10 protein-coding genes are annotated in these 16,575 nt (G+C 69.6%); 5 read left to right on the plus strand and 5 right to left on the minus strand.

Annotation, left to right across the window (positions count from 1 at the left end; all coding sequences use genetic code 11):
• Window positions 1–145: 145 nt before the first annotated feature.
• Window positions 146–2,032, plus strand: coding sequence for a glycoside hydrolase (locus ACSQ2G_RS20425; RefSeq protein WP_436034013.1), 1,887 nt, complete (start codon window positions 146–148; stop codon window positions 2,030–2,032).
• A 72-nt stretch (window positions 2,033–2,104) separates the two neighbouring features.
• Here the strand turns inward: ACSQ2G_RS20425 and ACSQ2G_RS20430 are convergent, their stop codons facing one another.
• The 3 genes from ACSQ2G_RS20430 to ACSQ2G_RS20440 all read right to left on the minus strand — a co-directional run bounded on the left by ACSQ2G_RS20430 (window position 2,105) and on the right by ACSQ2G_RS20440 (window position 7,513).
• Entirely contained in the window at window positions 2,105–3,511 is a 1,407-nt protein-coding gene (locus tag ACSQ2G_RS20430) for a family 43 glycosylhydrolase (protein WP_436034015.1), read from the minus strand.
• Window positions 3,512–3,534: 23 nt separating this feature from the next.
• Window positions 3,535–6,396 (minus strand): TonB-dependent receptor, encoded by a 2,862-nt coding sequence (locus ACSQ2G_RS20435; protein WP_436034017.1) that lies wholly within the window; start codon window positions 6,394–6,396, stop codon window positions 3,535–3,537.
• A 358-nt stretch (window positions 6,397–6,754) separates the two neighbouring features.
• The gene (locus ACSQ2G_RS20440; RefSeq protein WP_436034019.1) at window positions 6,755–7,513 is read right to left on the minus strand and encodes a helix-turn-helix domain-containing protein; all 759 of its coding nucleotides are present in this window, start codon (window positions 7,511–7,513) and stop codon (window positions 6,755–6,757) included.
• 183 nt (window positions 7,514–7,696) lie between these two features.
• Between ACSQ2G_RS20440 and ACSQ2G_RS20445 the strand changes: the two genes are divergently transcribed.
• Together ACSQ2G_RS20445 and ACSQ2G_RS20450 are read left to right on the plus strand one after the other, a co-directional pair.
• Window positions 7,697–9,856, plus strand: a complete 2,160-nt coding sequence (locus ACSQ2G_RS20445) for a marine proteobacterial sortase target protein (RefSeq protein WP_436034021.1) — start codon at window positions 7,697–7,699, stop codon at window positions 9,854–9,856.
• Window positions 9,853–10,461, plus strand: coding sequence for a class GN sortase (locus tag ACSQ2G_RS20450; protein ID WP_436034023.1), 609 nt, complete (start codon window positions 9,853–9,855; stop codon window positions 10,459–10,461). The genes ACSQ2G_RS20445 and ACSQ2G_RS20450 overlap by 4 nt, the downstream gene beginning before the upstream one ends.
• A gap of 98 nt (window positions 10,462–10,559) precedes the next feature.
• Here the strand turns inward: ACSQ2G_RS20450 and ACSQ2G_RS20455 are convergent, their stop codons facing one another.
• Both ACSQ2G_RS20455 and ACSQ2G_RS20460 read right to left on the minus strand, forming a co-directional pair.
• Window positions 10,560–12,680 carry an ATP-binding protein gene (locus ACSQ2G_RS20455; RefSeq protein WP_436034025.1) on the minus strand — a complete coding sequence of 707 codons (2,121 nt, stop codon included), beginning with the start codon at window positions 12,678–12,680 and terminating at the stop codon, window positions 10,560–10,562.
• Window positions 12,681–12,756: 76 nt separating this feature from the next.
• Window positions 12,757–13,287 carry a gamma carbonic anhydrase family protein gene (locus ACSQ2G_RS20460; RefSeq protein ID WP_436034027.1) on the minus strand — a complete coding sequence of 177 codons (531 nt, stop codon included), beginning with the start codon at window positions 13,285–13,287 and terminating at the stop codon, window positions 12,757–12,759.
• Between the two features lie 331 nt (window positions 13,288–13,618).
• Between ACSQ2G_RS20460 and ACSQ2G_RS20465 the strand changes: the two genes are divergently transcribed.
• Together ACSQ2G_RS20465 and ACSQ2G_RS20470 are read left to right on the plus strand one after the other, a co-directional pair.
• On the plus strand, window positions 13,619–14,401 hold the full coding sequence (locus ACSQ2G_RS20465; RefSeq protein ID WP_310082215.1) for a PhoH family protein: 783 nt from the start codon (window positions 13,619–13,621) through the stop codon (window positions 14,399–14,401).
• 123 nt (window positions 14,402–14,524) lie between these two features.
• Window positions 14,525–16,513, plus strand: coding sequence for an OPT family oligopeptide transporter (locus ACSQ2G_RS20470; protein ID WP_436034029.1), 1,989 nt, complete (start codon window positions 14,525–14,527; stop codon window positions 16,511–16,513).
• Window positions 16,514–16,575: the final 62 nt, after the last annotated feature.

The raw sequence follows: 16,575 nt of genomic DNA on the forward strand, positions 1-16,575 counted from the left end.
TTGAAGGCTCTTTGTTGAAGTCGCCGATGGTCGTTTCGGGTTCGGCGCAGATCGCGGCGGGGAGCAGGGCTTCATTTTTCCAATAGGGGCGCGAGCGGGAGCTTCCGGCGCGGATCCGGTCCGTCGGCGCAGTCAAGGGGCAGCCATGATCCGAACGCCGCTCCTATTGGCCGTCCTCGTCGGACTGATGGCTTCGACGGCGACGGCCGAGCCGATCCGCTTGCGCGCCGGGGCCATCGCCTACGCCGTCGATCCCGCCACGCTGGAGATCGAGGCGCGGCCGGACGGCGCGGCGACCGTGCCCCTCATGCCCCCGCTGCACGCGCCCGAGGCCGTGACGGTCGCGCTGGACGGGGGCGGCTGGCGCTGGACGGACGCCGAGGGCCGCGCGTTCGCGCTGTCGGTCGAGGGCGAGGCCCTGCGCCTGCGGATCTCCGGCCCGAAAGGCTCCAGCCTGGCCTGGTCGATGCCCGCGGCGACCGGCGGGACCTGGCTGATCCCCGACGGAGAGGGCATGGCCTACCGGGCCGACGATGCGTTCTGGCGCACGGCGTACCGCAAGGAAGGATGCCTGGGCGGGACCAACCTGCTGTCCTTCCCGGCCTGGAGCCATCTGGATGGAACCTGGGCGGTCACCTACGCCCTGGGCGACGGCCTGCTGTCGCAGCTGTGCCTGCATGACGAGAACGGCCTGCAGGCCCGGTTGAGGCACGACTTCGGCGACGGCGCCCAAACGCTGGACCTGCTGCTGGCGCTGCGCCCGCCCGAGCCCTTGGCCCCGGCGCTGTTCTATCGCCAGGTCCTGAAGGCGCGGGGCCAGTTCAAGAGTTTCGCGGACAAGGCGACGCCGGATCTGCCCCGGCTGTTCGCCGCGCCGCACGCCTATGTTTGGGGCGACGGCCGTGACCTCGGCTTCCTTGACGACCTGAAGACCCTGGGCGTGGACCGTATGGTGCTCAGCTACGACCAGGACCCCCGAACCCAGAAGCACCTCGTCGGGCCGGCGTATCTCGCCAAGGCCAAGGCGCTCGGCTACCTCGCGGGGCCCTACGAAGCCTTCGACAACGCCCAGCCCGCCGCGACCGCCGACATGCCGTCGGCCGTCTGGGGCGATGACCTCTATCCGGCCGGCTGCCTCCTGGATGCGGCCGGCAAGGTCGCGGTCGGCTTCGCCAACCGCGGCTGCGAGCTGTCGAGCGAGGCGATCGTCCGCCGACGCGGACCGTTCGTGCCGGCCCAGCGCTATGCCGGCCATATCGCCGACGGCGCCAGCCAGGTGTTCGTGGACGTCGACGCCTTCGGGGACTTCGTGGAGGATTTCAGCCCCGACCACCCGATGTCCTTCGCGCGCGATCGCGCCAACCGCCTGGCGCGCCTGGGGCTGGCCATCGACAGGTTCAAGCTTGTCCTGGGCTCCGAGAACGTCACGGCCTGGAGCAGCGGCGTGGCCCACTATTCCCACGGCACGGCCCAGGCCCACGCTTCGGCGATCTGGCCGATCCACGCCGACCAGAAGCGGTTCGGCGGCTATTGGCCCCCCGAACGGCAGGGCATCTATTTCGCGCCGTTCCAGCCGACGCCGGACGAGGCGCGGGCCCTCTTCGGCGCCGCCGACCGCCTGCCGCTGTTCGAAGCGGTGTTCCACGACTCGGTCGTCGCCCTCGACCGCTGGGAGTTCGGCCTGATGAAGGTTCCCAGCGAGACGCGGCGGCGGTTCGCGCGCTCGCTGCTCTACGGCACGCCGACAATATGGAACCTCGACCGGCGTGAACTGGCGCGCGTCGGGCCGTGGCTGAAGGCGGCGCAGGACGATTTCCGGCGGGCGCACGGCGCGGGGGCGCCTGTCCCCCTGACGGCCTTTCGCTGGCTTACGCCCGATCGCCTCGTGCAAGAGGCGCGCTATGCCGACGGCCGCGTGCTGGTCGCCAATTTCGGCGAGGCGACGTGGCGGAACCTGGCCCCGGACTGCGTGCGGGTGACCCGGCCGAAGCGGGTTCCGGTCGATTTCTGTCCGCCAGCCGACCCGCCTTGACGACGTCGAGGGCGCAACGCCGACGACCCTTCACGGCGACAGAAAAGAGGCCACGAGACGGCCGAGTCCGTCCTAGGTCACCATGAACGTCGCCGCCGCCCGGCCCGCGGCGTCTTGCGCCGGGGCGACCACGACGGCGCCGTCGCGATGGCGCAGGCAGCCTCCGTTCAAGGCCGCGAACGAGACGCCCTTGCCCGCAAGGCCCGGAACCCGGCGGAAGCTGACGCGCTTGGGATCGCCGCCGGCGGGGACGATCGCGACGGCGCCGCCAGCCCCGACGCTCAGCACGTGGCCCGGCCTGAGGATCGGCTCCAGCGACACCGTTCCGGCCGGGCCGGGCTTCTGACGGAACTGGGTGGTCGGCAGCGGACCGCCCCCGACCAGCGGGCGCTCTCCCTCGTGGCGCAGGAAGGCGTCCGGCCGGTCCAGCGGCGCGAAGCGGTCGGGGACCGCGCCCGCGCCCACCGGCACGCCGAAGTCGGGCGTCCCGTCGGCCTTGTAGTACAGGCGCTGCACCCGCGTGTGGCGGTTGGGGTCGAACAAAGGGTCGCCCTGGATCTTCTTGTAGTCGCGGCCGTGATAGACCAGCACGTCGCGGCCCTGCTCGTCGACGGTGAACGAGTTGTGGCCCGGACCCCAGACGCCGGTCTCCTCGGAGGAGACGAACACCGGCTCGGGCGACTTGCTCCAGGCGTCCGGCGACATCAGGTCGGCGTTTTCGTCGGCGGCCAGCAGGCCCAGGCAGTAGCGGTCGTCGGTGGCGCTGGCCGAATAGCTGATGAACACCTTGCCGTTGCGGATCAGGGGGGCGGGGCCTTCGGCGACCTTGAAGCCGCGGATCTCCCAGTCCAGCGTCGGCACGGTCAGGCGGGCCGGCGGCTTGGCCAGGGTGGTCGGGGTGGCCAGCGGCGCCAGGTACAGGTTGCTGTTGGTCTTGATCCCCGGCTCCTGCTGCGCCCACAGGGCGTAACGCACGCCCTTGTGGCTGAAGATCGTGGAATCGAGGGTGAAGGTGTCCCACGGCGTCTGGAACTGGCCCGCCAGTTCCCAGCGGCCCGTCAGCGCGTCCTTGTCCAGGCAGCGCAGGACATAGGTGCGGATGTGAAAGGGCTCGTCGGCGTCGCCGGCCGCGAAATAGATGTGCCAGCGGCCGTCGATCTCGTGCAGCTCGGGGGCCCAGATGTAGCCGCCCAGCTTGCCGGTCTTGGGCCGCCGCCAGACGACCGATTCCTTCGCCGTCGCCAGGCCCGCCAGGGTGGGGGACCGGCGGATGGCCAGGCGGTCGTACTCCGGCACCGAGGCGGTCATGTAGTACTGGCCGTCGTGGTGCTTGAAGATCAGGGCGTCGGCCCGCTGGCGCACCAGCGGGTTCGACGGAACCGGGGCCGAGGCGGCCCGGGCGGCGGCGGGGCCGGCCGCCGCCAGGGCTCCGGCGCCGGCCAGCAGGACGCGGCGCGAGGGCGTGGGATCGAAGGTCATCGTGCTGCTCCTGCCGTGCCCGGCTAGTTGAACGAATAGCGCAGGCCGACCGCGAAGGTCCGGCTGAGGATGGTCGAGCCGAAGTTGTCGGTCTTGGGTCCGCCGGCGTCGCCGAACGCATAGTACGATTGGCTCAGCTCGTCCGTCAGGTTCACCGCGTCGAAGGTCAAGGAGACCTTGTCGCGGATCTGATAGCTCAGCTGGAAGTCCAGGCTCTTCTCCGGCTTGCGCCAGATGCCGATCGGGTTGGCGAACAGCGCCGCCTCGTTGTTGTTCAGGAAGTTGTCGCGCCAGACGTACGACAGGCGCGCGCCGATCGGACCGCGTTCATAGGCCAGGGTGACATTGTAGGAGAGGTCTGAGACGCCGAAGAACGAGGTTTCCTGCTCGCCGATGATCTCGCCGGCCGCATTGGTCAACGGAACGTTCTGCGACGACTTCAGCTTGGTCAGGCTGCCCTGGACGCCCAAGCCCTTGAGCACGCCCGGCAAGTAGTCCGGGAAGTAGATCAGGCCGACTTCCAGGCCCTTGAGCACGCCGTCCGAGGCGTTGACCGGCTGGCTGATCACGAACGAGTTGGTGTTCTGGCCGCTGTTGGCGATGGTCTGCAGGCGACGCAGCGGCACCACCAGTCCGTCGATCTCGCGCCGGAAGGCGGTGGCGTAGAGGGCGCTGGCCGGCGCGAAGTACCACTCGGCGGTCAGGTCGTAGTTGGTGGCGCGGGTGGCCTTCAGGTCGGGATTGCCGCCGTTGCCCGAGCCGTAGCCGACATTGGTCAGGTCGCCGGTCAGGGTGAAGTTCGGGTTCAGGTCGGTGAAGTTCGGCCGCCGCAGGGTCTTGCCGTAGTTGAAGCGCAGGGTGACGTCGTTGGCGATGTCGTAGCGCACGGTGAAGCTGGGCAGCAGGTCGTCGACCTTGGCCGAGGTCAGCTTCCGGGCCCCGGTCAGCTGGTCGTTGAAGGCCATGTCGGTATCGACGCTGACATAGCGCAGCCCGGCCTGGGCCTTCAGCGGGCGTCCGAACAGCTCGTGTTCGAGGTCGGCCTGGGCGTAGGCGGCGGTCGTGGCCTCGTCGATGTTGAAGTTTGTGAACAGCTGCAACTGGTCGGTGGTCTTGAAGTTCGGATTGACCGTCTTGTAGAGCGCCCGGATGTCGGTGGCGTGGTCGCGCAGGTAGTAGCCGTTGGCCAGCACCCACGAGGTCGGAACGTCCGAGCGGCCGTCGAAGAAGTCCTTGTTGGTGAACTGCAGGCCCTTGTCCAAGGTGCTGAGCGGCCGGCCCAGGAAGCCATCCTGGTTGCGCTGGGCTTCGGAAGCGCTGCGGTCGTCAAAGCGATAGCCGAACTTCAGCGTCTTCAAGGGGCCCCAGTCGGCGTTGTAGACGCCGTCGAACGACAGGGTGATCGCGTCGCCCTTGTTGCGGTTGGCGTTGTCGTAGAACTGGGCGACGTTCCACTGGGCCGGGTCGGTCAGCAGGGCGTTGTTGTCGAACTTGAACGCCGTCACCCCGTTGCCGGGATTGAAGTCGACCGAGATCGATCTGGCGACGCGGTCGGTGCGCATGGCCAGGAATTGCGAGCTGTATTCGCTGTTCTGATACGAGAAATCGCCGGTCACCTGCAGCCGGTCGCCGATGTCCCACTTGCCGTTCAGAGCGTAGACATAGCTGTCGGTCTTGGCGCTGGTCAGGTCGCCGCTGTTGAAGCCGTAGACCGAGCCGGCGGTGCGCGACTTGATGATGTTGGTTCCGGGATACAGCGAGTAGGTCGAGGCCGGGTTCGGACCCAGGTCGCCCCACCAGTCGACGAACGAGAACAGCAGGCTGTTGAAGGTGGTGTTGCGGTAGCCGTCGTAGAAGAACTCGAACGTGTATTCCGAGCGGTCGTTCGGCGCGAGCTGCAGGGCCAGATTGACGGCCGGGCGCTTGCGGTCGCCGTAGAAGTCGCTGGCGAACACCGCGTCGCGCGACAGCAGATAGGGCGTCGCCACGCCGTTGATGGTCATGGTCGAGCCGGCGGCGCTGGGCAGGCCGCTGTTGCTGCCCGGCGTCCACAGCTGCTGGCCGGGCGCGCGGGCGTCCGTAGGCTGGATGCGCTCCAGCGGGGTCCAGCCCGCCGCCGGCGTGGCGGTCATGAACGGCACCAGGGCGCCGGCGGTGACGCTCTGGTCGCGGAACTTGGTGCGCGCGTAGCTGACGCTGAGCAGGGCCCCGACCTCGGCGGTTCCGATCTGCCAGCGGTTGCTGACCAAGCCGCTGAGGTTGGGATTAATCTTGTCGGCCTGTTCGTGCCAGATGCCGCGCGCCGCCAGGGAAAAGGCCGGGCCTGTGAAGTCGAACGGGCGGCGGGTCTGGACGTCGACCTGGCCGGCGATGCCGGTTTCGATCTGCTCGGCGGCGCGGGTCTTGTAGACGTCGATCCGCTTGACCAGGTTGGCCGGAATGTCCTGCAGGGCGAACTGGCGGCCCGAGGCGGTGAAGACGTTGCGGCCGTTCCAGGTGGTGGTGATGTCGGGCATGCCGCGGATCGAGATCGCCGCCGCCTCGCCGCCCGAGCGGTTGGTCACCTGCACGCCCGAAACCCGCTGCAGGGCCTCGACGACGTTGTTGTCCGGCAGCTTGCCGATGTCCTCGGCCACGACGGATTCGACGACCTGGGACGCCTGACGCTTGACCGCCAAGCCCTTCTCGAGGCTGGCGCGGATACCGCGCACGACGATCTCCTCGACCTGGTTGTCGTCGGCTTGAGTCGCCACGGGCGCGTCGGCCGCCGCCTGGGCGTGTGCGCCCGTGGCTCCGCCCAGGATCAGGGCCGTGGTCGCCGCCGACAGCAGCAAAGCGCGACGGGCCGCCGAATGGACGCGCGGCGTGGTGGATTGAATCGACATGAGACTTCCTTCCCCTAAAGCGTCCCTCGTCTATGCGTGGGCTCTGTTTCATTCTTGTCTGACAATTATGATCATGACAAGTGGGCTTTCTGGCTACTTCTGCCTTTTGGGAGAGGTTTTCGCGCCAAACGCAAGGATTGACATCGCAAACGGCAGGTTATCCTGGTCGGACAATTTGCCTGACATCTCCCTGGCGAAGCGATCCAGTCGGCCGCGCGGAGTGGCGCAAGCCAAGCCAAGCCGCGCGGCGTCGCGCTGGGCGATATGTCCTAATTGGTCCCGGACCGACGCATCAAGGCGCGGACCGGGCGTCGGACAAGCCCTTGCCTGAATGGGTCTACGGGTTGAGCGCCGGGCCCTAGCCCGGGAAGAATCGCGCGAAGCCCTTGGCGGTGACCCGCGCCAGTGTCGCGCGATAGCCGTCGTAGTGGGCGCCGCCGGCGGCGATCCGGCCGAAGGCGGCGTCGGTCACCCGGCGCAGCGGGATGAAGGCGATAGGGGCCGCGGCGGGGGTCAGGTGGCTGCCCTGGCCGGCCTGAAGCGTGGTCAGCAGGCCGTACATCTCGCCGCCGATCGCCGGACGGCCCAGGATGACCAGCCGAAACTGGCCCTGCTCGTTGGTCACCAGATAGGTGTGGCCCGATTGGTTGGACAACGATACGGCGCCCTTCTGGGTGAAGTCGGCGTCCTCGCGCGCCGCCTCACGGAACGCCAGGCTCGACGAGGCCTCGTCCCAGGCGATCTCGGTGCGGTAGGCGTAGACCGCCTCGGGATCCTCGAACGACGGCCGCAGGGTCAGGTACTGGCCCTCCAGCCAGGCGACGGCCGTGCGCGAATAGGCGCCCAGGGCCTCGGGCGCCAGACCCGACGGCGAGGCGGCCGCGCGGACCGGCGCGCGCAGAGAGGCGCCCAGCGCCTCCTCCAGCCGGATCGTCGTGGCCAGGGTGAACGGCCGGCGGCCGGCCAGCGCCTTCTCCAAGGTCGAGATGCTGATCCTGGCGAGGTCGGCCAGGGCCTGGCGCGACAGGCGGCGCCGGGCCAGCTCCTCGCGCACCCGCGCGGCGATGGCCTGGCTCAGTTCGGTCGGGAGGTCGGCTTCCGCCGCGGCCAAGGTCATCGCGTCAGGTCCTGACGAATCCGCACATTTCCGCACACTGCGGCACGGCGTCGGACCCTGCAAGGCTTCGACCGGAGGATCTGCACGGCTTCCGCATGAACTATGCAGATCATGAGGCTCGCGGCCGGCGCCCCGTGTGAAGACAAGAGAGATCTCTCGCTTTCGAGATGAGGAGATCTTCCCATGCCCGCTTCCGACGTCGGCGCGTCCCGTGGTCCGTCCCAGAACCGCTTCGGGCCCCGCGTCATCGCCCTGGCCAACCTCGCCCTGCATCGCGGCGCGGCCGGATTGATGCTGGTGCTGGCCGTGCTGGCCGCCCTGGTGTTCTGCCGCGAGAGCTTCGCCGCCGAACCCGGGGACGTGACCTCCGGCGCCTTGATGATGCGCGCCAAAGGGGGTGACCAGGTCGTCGAGGCCGTGCGGCTGGGCGCCGACATCGACATGACGGTCAGCGGCCTGACCGTGCGCACCCGCGTCACCCAGGCCTTTCGCAACGACACCGACCACTGGGTCGAGGCGGTCTATGTCTATCCGTTGCCCGACGACGGCGGCGTCGACACCCTGAAGATGGTGGTCGGAAACAAGGTCATCGTCGGCGAGATCAAGAAGAAGGCCGAGGCCCAGGCGATCTACGACGCGGCCAAGGCCCAGGGCAAGAAGGCCGCCCTGGTCGAGCAGGGCCGTCCCAACATGTTCACCAACTCGGTCGCCAATGTCGGGCCCGGCGAGACGGTGCTGGTGCAGATCGAATACCAGGCCCCCGTCGCGGTCTCGGCCGGCGACTATTCGCTGCGCGTGCCCCTGGTCGTCGCCCCGCGCTACACCTCGCCCGGCGCGCCGGCCGCTCCCGACGCCAGGGCGCCGATCGTCGATCCGCGCGTCCACGGCAAGATCAATCCGGTGACCATCACCGTCCATCTGCGGGCCGGCTTCCCCCTGGCCGGGGTGTCCAGCGCCAGCCATGCCCTGGACGTGCGCGACGAGCACGGCGGCAAGCGGATCACCCTGGCCAGCGGCGAGGTTCCGGCCGACCGCGACTTCGTCCTGACCTGGCGCGCCGCGCCCCTGGCCGCCCCCGCCGTCGGCCTGTTCCACGAAAAGGTGGCTAGCGAGGACTATGTCCTGGCCCAGCTGACCCCGCCGATCGCCGCCCGGGCGACGACGCCGGCGCCGCGCGACATCGTCTTCGTGATCGACAATTCCGGCTCGATGGGCGGGGAGTCGATGGCCCAGGCCAAGGCCAGCCTGGCCTACGGCCTGGCCCACCTGAAGCCCGGCGACCGCTTCAATGTCGTGCGCTTCGACGACACCGTCACCGTGCTGTTCCCCGGCGCCGTCTCGGCCGACGCCGCCCATCTGGCCAAGGCCCAGACCTACGTCGCCAGCCTCGACGCCGACGGCGGCACCGAGATGATCCCGGCCATGGCCGCCGCCCTCCAGGACGACCACGCCGGCGAAACCGGCCGGGTCCGCCAGGTGGTGTTCCTGACCGACGGCGCGATCGGCGACGAACAGGGCCTGTTCGACACCATCAGCGCCAACCGCGGCCGCTCGCGGGTGTTCATGGTCGGCATCGGCTCGGCCCCCAACACCTATCTGATGAACCGCGCCGCCGAGCTGGGCCGGGGGACCTTCACCCACATCGGCTCGACCGACGCCGTCGAGGGGGCCATGCGCCAGCTGTTCGACAAGCTGGAAAGCCCGGTCGCCACCAACCTGGCCGTGATGTTCGAAGGGACCGAGGCCGACCTGGCCCCGGCCGTCCTGCCTGACCTCTACCGCGGCGAGCCGATCACCGTGGCCGCCCGGGTGGGCGCGATGAAGGGCGTCCTGCGGATCCGCGGCATGATCGACGGCAAGCCGTGGGAGACGCGGATCTCGCTGAAGGACGCCGAGGCCGGCAAGGGGATCTCCAAGCTGTGGGCCCGCCGCAAGGTCACCGACGCCGAGGTGGCCCGCAGCCTGGCCCAGATCAGCGAGGACGAGGCCGACGCCCGGGTGCTGAAGCTTGGCCTGGACCACCAGCTGGTGACCAGCCAGACCAGCCTGGTGGCGGTCGACAAGACCCCGTCCCGCCCGGCCGGAACGCCGCTGGCCCGCGCCGACCTGCCGCTGAACCTGCCGGCCGGTTGGGACTTCGACGTCCTGTTCGGCGGGGCCCGCCACCCGGGCGCGGATGGTCAGGCCGACGCGGACGCCGACCAGCAGGTCGCCGGCCTGGACCTGCCGCAGACCGCCACGGACGGCCCGCTGCTGGTCATGATCGGCCTGGGCCTGCTGGTCCTGGGTGGGCTGCTGGGCGCCGGCGGCTGGATCCTGTCCGATCGGAGGAAGGCGGCGTGAGGCGGATCGCCCTCCTGCTGGGAGCCGCCCGCCGGCGGCTCCCCTTCCTGGCCCCGGCGGTCGTGGTCATGGCCGTGGGGCTGGCGCTCTGCGGCCAGGGCCTGTGGATCCCGGCCAAGGCCGCCCTGGCCCAGGTGCTGCTGGAGCGGGCCTTCGCCCGGTCCGTCACCACGGCGCAACCGGTCAAGCCCTGGCCGTGGGCCGACACCTGGCCGGTGGCCAGGATCACCTTTCCTCGGCTGCATCGCGCGGTGATCGTGCTGGACGGCGCCAGCGGCCAGGCCCTGGCCTTCGGTCCCGGCCACGTGGCGGGCACGCCCGACGCCGGCGACCGGGGCGTGGCGGTCTACGCCGCCCATCGCGACACCCACTTCGCCTTGCTCGGCCAGCTAGGACCCGGCGACGAGATCCAGGTTGAGCGGGTCGACGGCCGCCAGGCGCGCTTCACCGTGGCCGGCGCCCAGGTCGTGCGCTGGGACGCCTCGGGCGTCGATCCCCATGCCCCCGGCCGCGCCCTGGCCCTGGCCACCTGCTGGCCGCTGGACGCCAAGACCCATGGCCCGCTGCGCTACCTGGTCTGGGCCAGGCCATCGAGCGCGAGCTAGAGCATCGCGCGGAAAAGTGGATGCCGGTTTTCCGCCAAAGCGATGCGAAAACAAAAATCTAGAGCAAGCCGAGCGATTCCTATATCGCGCGGCTTGCTCTAGGAGATCAGGGCCGGCGCTCGCGGGGACTCGGGCGCTGGCCAGGCTTCCGTCTTTCGCTCCGCCCTTTCCATGTCCAGGGCGCGTCCCACCGCCGCCACCAGCTCCTCCCGACGGATCGGCTTGGCCACATGGTCGTCCATGCCCGCCGCCCGGCAGCGGGCGATCTGCTCGGGCAGGACGTCGGCGCTGAGCGCGATGATCGGCACCGCGCGGTGCGGGGCGGGCAGGGCGCGGATGGCGCGGGCGGCGGCCAGGCCGTCCATGCCGGGCATGTGCACGTCCATCAGGATCAGGTCGAAGCCGCCCAGCCGCGCGGCGTCCACGGCCTGGGCCCCGTCGTCGGCGGTGAAAACCTCGCAGCCGGCCAGGGTCAGCAGGGCGTGCCCCAGCTCGCGGTTCATCGGGTGGTCGTCGACCAGCAGCACGCGCGGCGGCCGTTCGGCGTCCAGCGCGGCCGGGGCGGGGGCGGGAGCCAGCTCGGGCGCGACGGTCCGCGCGGACAGTTCGATCCAGAACCGCGAGCCCTCGCCGGGGGCGCTGACGACGCCGATCTGCCCGCCCATCCGGTTGACCAGGGCCTTGCTGATCGCCAGGCCAAGGCCGGTCCCGCCGTAGCTGCGGCTGATCGAGCTGTCGGCCTGACTGAAGCGCTGGAACAGGCGGGCCTGGACCTCTGGGGCGATGCCGATGCCGGTGTCGACCACCTCGAACCGCAGGTCGCCGGGGCGCGGGCCGATCGTCAGCCGCGCGGCGACCTCGCCGTGGGCGGTGAACTTCAGGGCGTTGGCCAGCAGGTTCAGCAGGATCTGGCGCAGGCGGGTCTCGTCCAACGCCAGCAAGGCGGCGGCATCGCCGTGGCCGACGGCCTCGACGCTCACCGACAGCGGCAGGCCCTTGGCCTGTGCGGCCGGGGCGACGATGGCGACGGCGTCGCGCAGCAGGGCGGCCGGCGAGACCGGGGCCAGGACCAGGTCCAGGCGGCCGGCCTCGACCTTGGCGAAGTCCAGAAGGTCGCTGACGATCACGGCCAGGGACCGACCCGCGCGGCCGACCAGGTCCAGGCGGCGGCGGTTCTCGGGCGACAGGTCCGGATCGTCACCGACGATCTGGGCGAAGCCGAGGATGCTGTTGAGCGGGGTGCGGATCTCGTGGCTGATCGTGGCCAGGAAATCGGACTTGGCCTGGCTGGCGGCCTGGGCCTTGGCCTGGGCGGCGCGGGCGACGGCCTGGCGGCGGACCAGCAGGGCCTGCAGCCGCTTCTGCTGGCTCAGGGCCAGGGCGGCGGCCAGGCAGACGGCGTAGAGCACCAGGTGGAAGACCTGGGCGTCGCGCAGCGGCGGCATGGCGACGGCGGGGTCCAGCCCGGTCCTGTGCAGCACCGTCGGGATCGTCGCCGCCAGCGAGCCGGTGACCAGCACCGCCGCCGCGCGCGGTCCGCCGCGGAACACCGCCAGCAGGGCGGGCGCGAACAGCAGCACCTGCAGGTTGGCCTGGGCCGCGAACACGGCCACGGCGGCGCCGAGCACCAGCGCCAGGACCAGCAGCGACTCCAGCGGGCCGACCCGGAAAGCCTCGCGATGGCGGCGGTCGAACAGGATCAGCAGGGTCGGCAGGGCGATGGCCGCGCCCAGCACGTTGGACATGGTCCAGGCGCTCCAGCCCCGCCAGAAGGCGCCGCCGAGGCTGATCGACAGCAGGCCGTTGACGAGGATCGAACCGGCGGCGGTCAGGGCCGTCGAGGCGGCCATCAGGATCAGAAAGCCGCGCATCGAGCGCACGCGGATCGGAGCGTGCATCAGGCGCAGCAGGGCCGCCGTCCCCGCCGCCTGCAGGGCGTCCAGCACGGTGACGGCCAGCACGAAGCGCGGCGGATCGCCGACCGCCAGCTCGAAGCCGACGTGCAGCGCGGCGGTCAGGACCAGCAGGACCGCGCCCTGGCGGCGATTGAGCAGCAACAGGCCGGCGACCAGCACGGCGTTGGCGGTCCAGATCGCGGGAATATGGTGCGAGGCGCCGGCCAGGAACAGGCTGTAGGCCATGCCGGCCACGTAGGCGGCCGTCAGGATCGCCAGGCGCCGATGCGCCGCGATCCACTCTCGCTCCAAGCTTGCGACCATGACCTTCCCCCGACGTCCGGTTCCGACCTATGCTGGCGAAACGTCGGTATTTCGTTAAGCGACGCTGCGCTGCAGCTCAATCCAGGCGGGAAAGTTCGGTCCGGTATCGCTTCCAGTTCTCGACATAGTGCAGGGCCGAGGCCTGGAGGATCAGGGCGTGACCTTCGCCGATCTCGCGGACCACCTTGCCGGGGGCGCCCATGACCATCGCGTTGTCGGGAATCTCCTTGCCCTCGGTGATCAGGGCGCCGGCCCCGATCAGGCAGTTCTTCCCGATCCGCGCCCCGTTCAGGATGATCGAACCGATGCCGATCAGAGAACCGTCGCCGATCGTGCAGCCGTGAAGCATCACCATGTGGCCGATCGTCACATTGGCCCCGATGGTCAGCGGGCTGCCGACGTCGGTGTGAAGTACTGAGCCGTCCTGGACATTGCTGTTCTCGCCGATCTCGATCGGATCATTGTCGCCGCGAACTATTGCGCCCCACCAGACGCTGGAATTCTTCCGCAGGATGACGTTTCCCATCACCGAGGCGCTTGGCGCGATCCAATATTCGCCGTCGGCGGGAAGCGAGGGACTTGCGGCGCCCAAGGAATAGACAGTCATCCGTACACCTCGTGTTCTAAAGGCGGGCAGGGCCTTAACGGCTCATAAACCATGTGAGCCCCATTGTATTTGTGCGATTCGAGGGGGAACACTCCCATATCGGGAGTCATTCTTCTCGTATCCGAGCCGCGCTCGATCGCCGAACGCGGCCTCCCGGTAAACGGAGACCTTGGGTGTCGGTTTTGGGGTTTGGGCGTTCATTACCGCCTTCGGGGGCAAGCTCCGAACCGCCAGGCCGCGCACGCGTCTTCGTTTTTCTCCTCCCCATCGGCTCCAAGCCAATCTGCCTTAGGGACGTCGCCATCCGGCCACGTCCTTTTTTCATGCCTGAATGGAGGCTTACATGACCAAGCGAGCTCTCAAGCGGACCGTGCGCGAAGGCGCGAACGACGCGGGCCATTACGACGACGGCAAGGTGCGCCGCCTGCCGGTGGAGCATCGCAGCGCTTGGTCGCCGCTTGGGACGCCAGGTCACGAGGACCGGGACCAGAGCTATCTCAAAACGATCAAACCCAAATCGCCAGGCCAGGCCAGCCTGATGGAGGCGATCGACGAAAAGAACCTGATCATGGCGCTGGGCCCGGCCGGCACCGGCAAGACCTACATCGCCATCGCCAAGGCCGTGGAGGCCCTGGAGGCCGGCAAGGTCGGCCGCATCGTGCTGTCGCGCCCCGCCGTCGAGGCCGGGGAGTCGATCGGCTACCTGCCGGGCGACATGGAGGACAAGCTGGCCCCCTACCTGCGCCCGCTCTATGACGCGCTCAGCGACCGCCTGTCGGTCAAGCGGATGCGGGCACTGATGGCCGAGGGCGCGATCGAGATCGCCCCGGTCGGCTTCATGCGCGGCCGCACCCTGAACAACGCCTTCGTGGTGATCGACGAGGCCCAGAACTGCACCTACATGCAACTGAAGATGCTGCTGACCCGCCTGGGCTGGAACTCGACCATGGTGGTGACGGGCGACCCGAACCAGTCGGACCTGCTGCCGGGCATTTCGGGCCTGGCCGAGGTGTCGGCCAAGTTCGATCCGGTCGAGAACATCGCGGTGGTCCGCCTGGCCGACCGCGACATCGTCCGCCACCCGCTGGTCGCGGAGATGCTGGGCGTGCTCTAACCCCCTGAGAGGCGATTTCAAGGGTCGCGCCGACCCGCAAATCGCCGAAATGCGGAACAAGGCTTGAGTTTGGGGCGGTCGGACGTGCAAGGTCCGACCGCCTTAACTGTTTTGGGACCCTTCATGCCGTCCGACGCCGCCGCGACTCCCCGTTCGGAGTTCACCATCCGGGGGGTTCTTCTCGGGATCCTTATCACCCTCGTCTTCACGGCCGCCCAGGTCTATCTGGGCCTGAAGGTCGGCCTGACCTTCGCCACCTCGATCCCCGCGGCCGTCATCTCGATGGCCCTGCTGCGCGCCTTCAAGACCGCGACGATCCAGGAGAACAACATCGTCCAGACCATCGCCTCGGCGGCGGGGACGCTGTCGTCGGTGATCTTCGTGCTGCCGGGCCTGCTGATGATCGGTTGGTGGAGCCACGTGCCGTTCCTGACCACCTTCGGGGCCTGTCTGGTCGGCGGGATCCTGGGCGTCATGTACACCATCCCCCTGCGCCGGGCCCTGGTGACCAATTCCGACCTGCCCTATCCCGAGGGCGTTGCCGCCGCCGAGGTGCTGAAGGTCGGCACCGGCTCGCGGGCCGGCGCCGCCGAGGGCCAGGCCGGGCTGATCGCCGTGGTGCTGGGCACGGTCGCCTCCGCCCTGTTCGCCGCCCTGGCCGCCGCCAAGATCTTCGCCGCCGAAGTGGCGGGCTATTTCAAGGCCGGGGCCGGCGCGACCGGTCTGGGCGCCTCCAGCTCGCTGGCCCTGATGGGCGCGGGCCACCTGATGGGCATCACGGTCGGCGTGGCCATGTTCGCGGGCCTGGCCATCGCCTGGGGCGTGTTGGTGCCGGTCATGACCAGCCTGCACCCGATGCCCGGCGCCACGGTGGCCGAACACGCCCTGACCGTCTGGCGCACCGAGGTGCGGTTCATGGGCGCGGGCGTCATCGGCGCCGCCGCCATCTGGACCCTGGGCAAGCTGGCCCTGCCGATCTGGTCGGGCCTGATGTCGGCCTTCGAGGCCAGCAAGGCCCGCAAGGTCGGCGGCGCGGTGATCGCCCGCACCGAACAGGACATCCCGATCGGCATCGTCGGCCTGGTGTCGCTGCTGCTGCTGGCCCCGGCCGGCTGGTTCCTGGCCCACTTCCTGACCGGCGGCCCGATCACCAGCCTGGCCGCGCCGCTGGTCGCCATCGGCGTCGGCTACGTGCTGGTCGCCGGCCTGCTGGCCGCGGCGGTCTGCGGCTACATGGCCGGCCTGATCGGTTCGTCCAACAGCCCGGTCTCGGGCATCGCCATCCTGACCGTGCTGGGCGCCTCGCTGATGGTCGGCGTCGTCGGCCGCGGCGTGATCGGCCCGGACATCGCCAAGGCCCTGGTCGCCTACGCCCTCTATGTCACCGCCATGGTCCTGGCCGTGGCCGTCGTGGCCAACGACAACCTGCAGGACCTGAAGACCGGCCAGCTGGTCGACGCCACCCCGTGGAAGCAGCAGGTGGCCCTGATCATCGGCGTCATCGCCGGCGCCGTCGTCATCCCGTTCGTGCTGGAACTGCTGAACCAGTCCAACGGCTTCGCCGGCGCGGCCAACCTCAGCACCGTGGCCGGCTCGACGCCGCTGAACGCGCCGCAGGCGACCCTGATCTCGACCCTGGCCAAGGGCGTGATCGGCGGCGACCTGAACTGGAGCCTGCTGGGCTACGGCGCCCTGATCGGCCTGGGCCTGGTGATCGTCGACATCATCCTGCGCAGGACCAGCAACGGCCGCCTGAGCCTGCCGCCGCTGGGCGTGGGCCTAGCCATCTACCTGCCCAGCGCCGTGACCGCGCCGGTCGTGGTCGGGGCCGTGATCGGCTGGATCTATGACAGGACGGTCGACAAGGACCGGATGGGCGAGGCGGCCAAGCGCCTGGGCGTGCTGATCGCTTCCGGCTTCATCGTCGGCGAGAGCCTGTTCAACGTCGCCCTGGCCGGCCTGATCGTCGCCACCCAGAAGCCGGGCCCGCTGGAGGTTCCCTTCGCGCCGTCCGAGCACGTGGGCATGATCTTCGCCCTGATCGCCGCGGCGGTCGTGGTGGCGGGGCTGTACGGCTGGGCAAGGCGGTCGGCGAACAAGATCCAGGCCTGATCGGTCTGATCCGAGCGAGGCAAGGGCCCGGAAAGGTGAGCTTTCCGGGCCCTTTTTTGTCG

The sequence above is a fragment of the Caulobacter sp. LjRoot300 genome, assembly GCF_964253875.1.
GTDB lineage: Bacteria > Pseudomonadota > Alphaproteobacteria > Caulobacterales > Caulobacteraceae > Caulobacter.

Coding starts and splice junctions, on each gene's coding strand:
- ACSQ2G_RS20465 (WP_310082215.1), top strand. CDS start 13,619: ATGGAGGCTTACATGACCAAGCGAGCTCTCAAGCGGACCGTGCGCGAA.
- ACSQ2G_RS20455 (WP_436034025.1), bottom strand. CDS start 12,680: ATGGTCGCAAGCTTGGAGCGAGAGTGGATCGCGGCGCATCGGCGCCTG.
- ACSQ2G_RS20435 (WP_436034017.1), bottom strand. CDS start 6,396: ATGTCGATTCAATCCACCACGCCGCGCGTCCATTCGGCGGCCCGTCGC.
- ACSQ2G_RS20440 (WP_436034019.1), bottom strand. CDS start 7,513: ATGACCTTGGCCGCGGCGGAAGCCGACCTCCCGACCGAACTGAGCCAG.
- ACSQ2G_RS20470 (WP_436034029.1), top strand. CDS start 14,525: ATGCCGTCCGACGCCGCCGCGACTCCCCGTTCGGAGTTCACCATCCGG.
- ACSQ2G_RS20445 (WP_436034021.1), top strand. CDS start 7,697: ATGCCCGCTTCCGACGTCGGCGCGTCCCGTGGTCCGTCCCAGAACCGC.
- ACSQ2G_RS20425 (WP_436034013.1), top strand. CDS start 146: ATGATCCGAACGCCGCTCCTATTGGCCGTCCTCGTCGGACTGATGGCT.
- ACSQ2G_RS20430 (WP_436034015.1), bottom strand. CDS start 3,511: ATGACCTTCGATCCCACGCCCTCGCGCCGCGTCCTGCTGGCCGGCGCC.
- ACSQ2G_RS20460 (WP_436034027.1), bottom strand. CDS start 13,287: ATGACTGTCTATTCCTTGGGCGCCGCAAGTCCCTCGCTTCCCGCCGAC.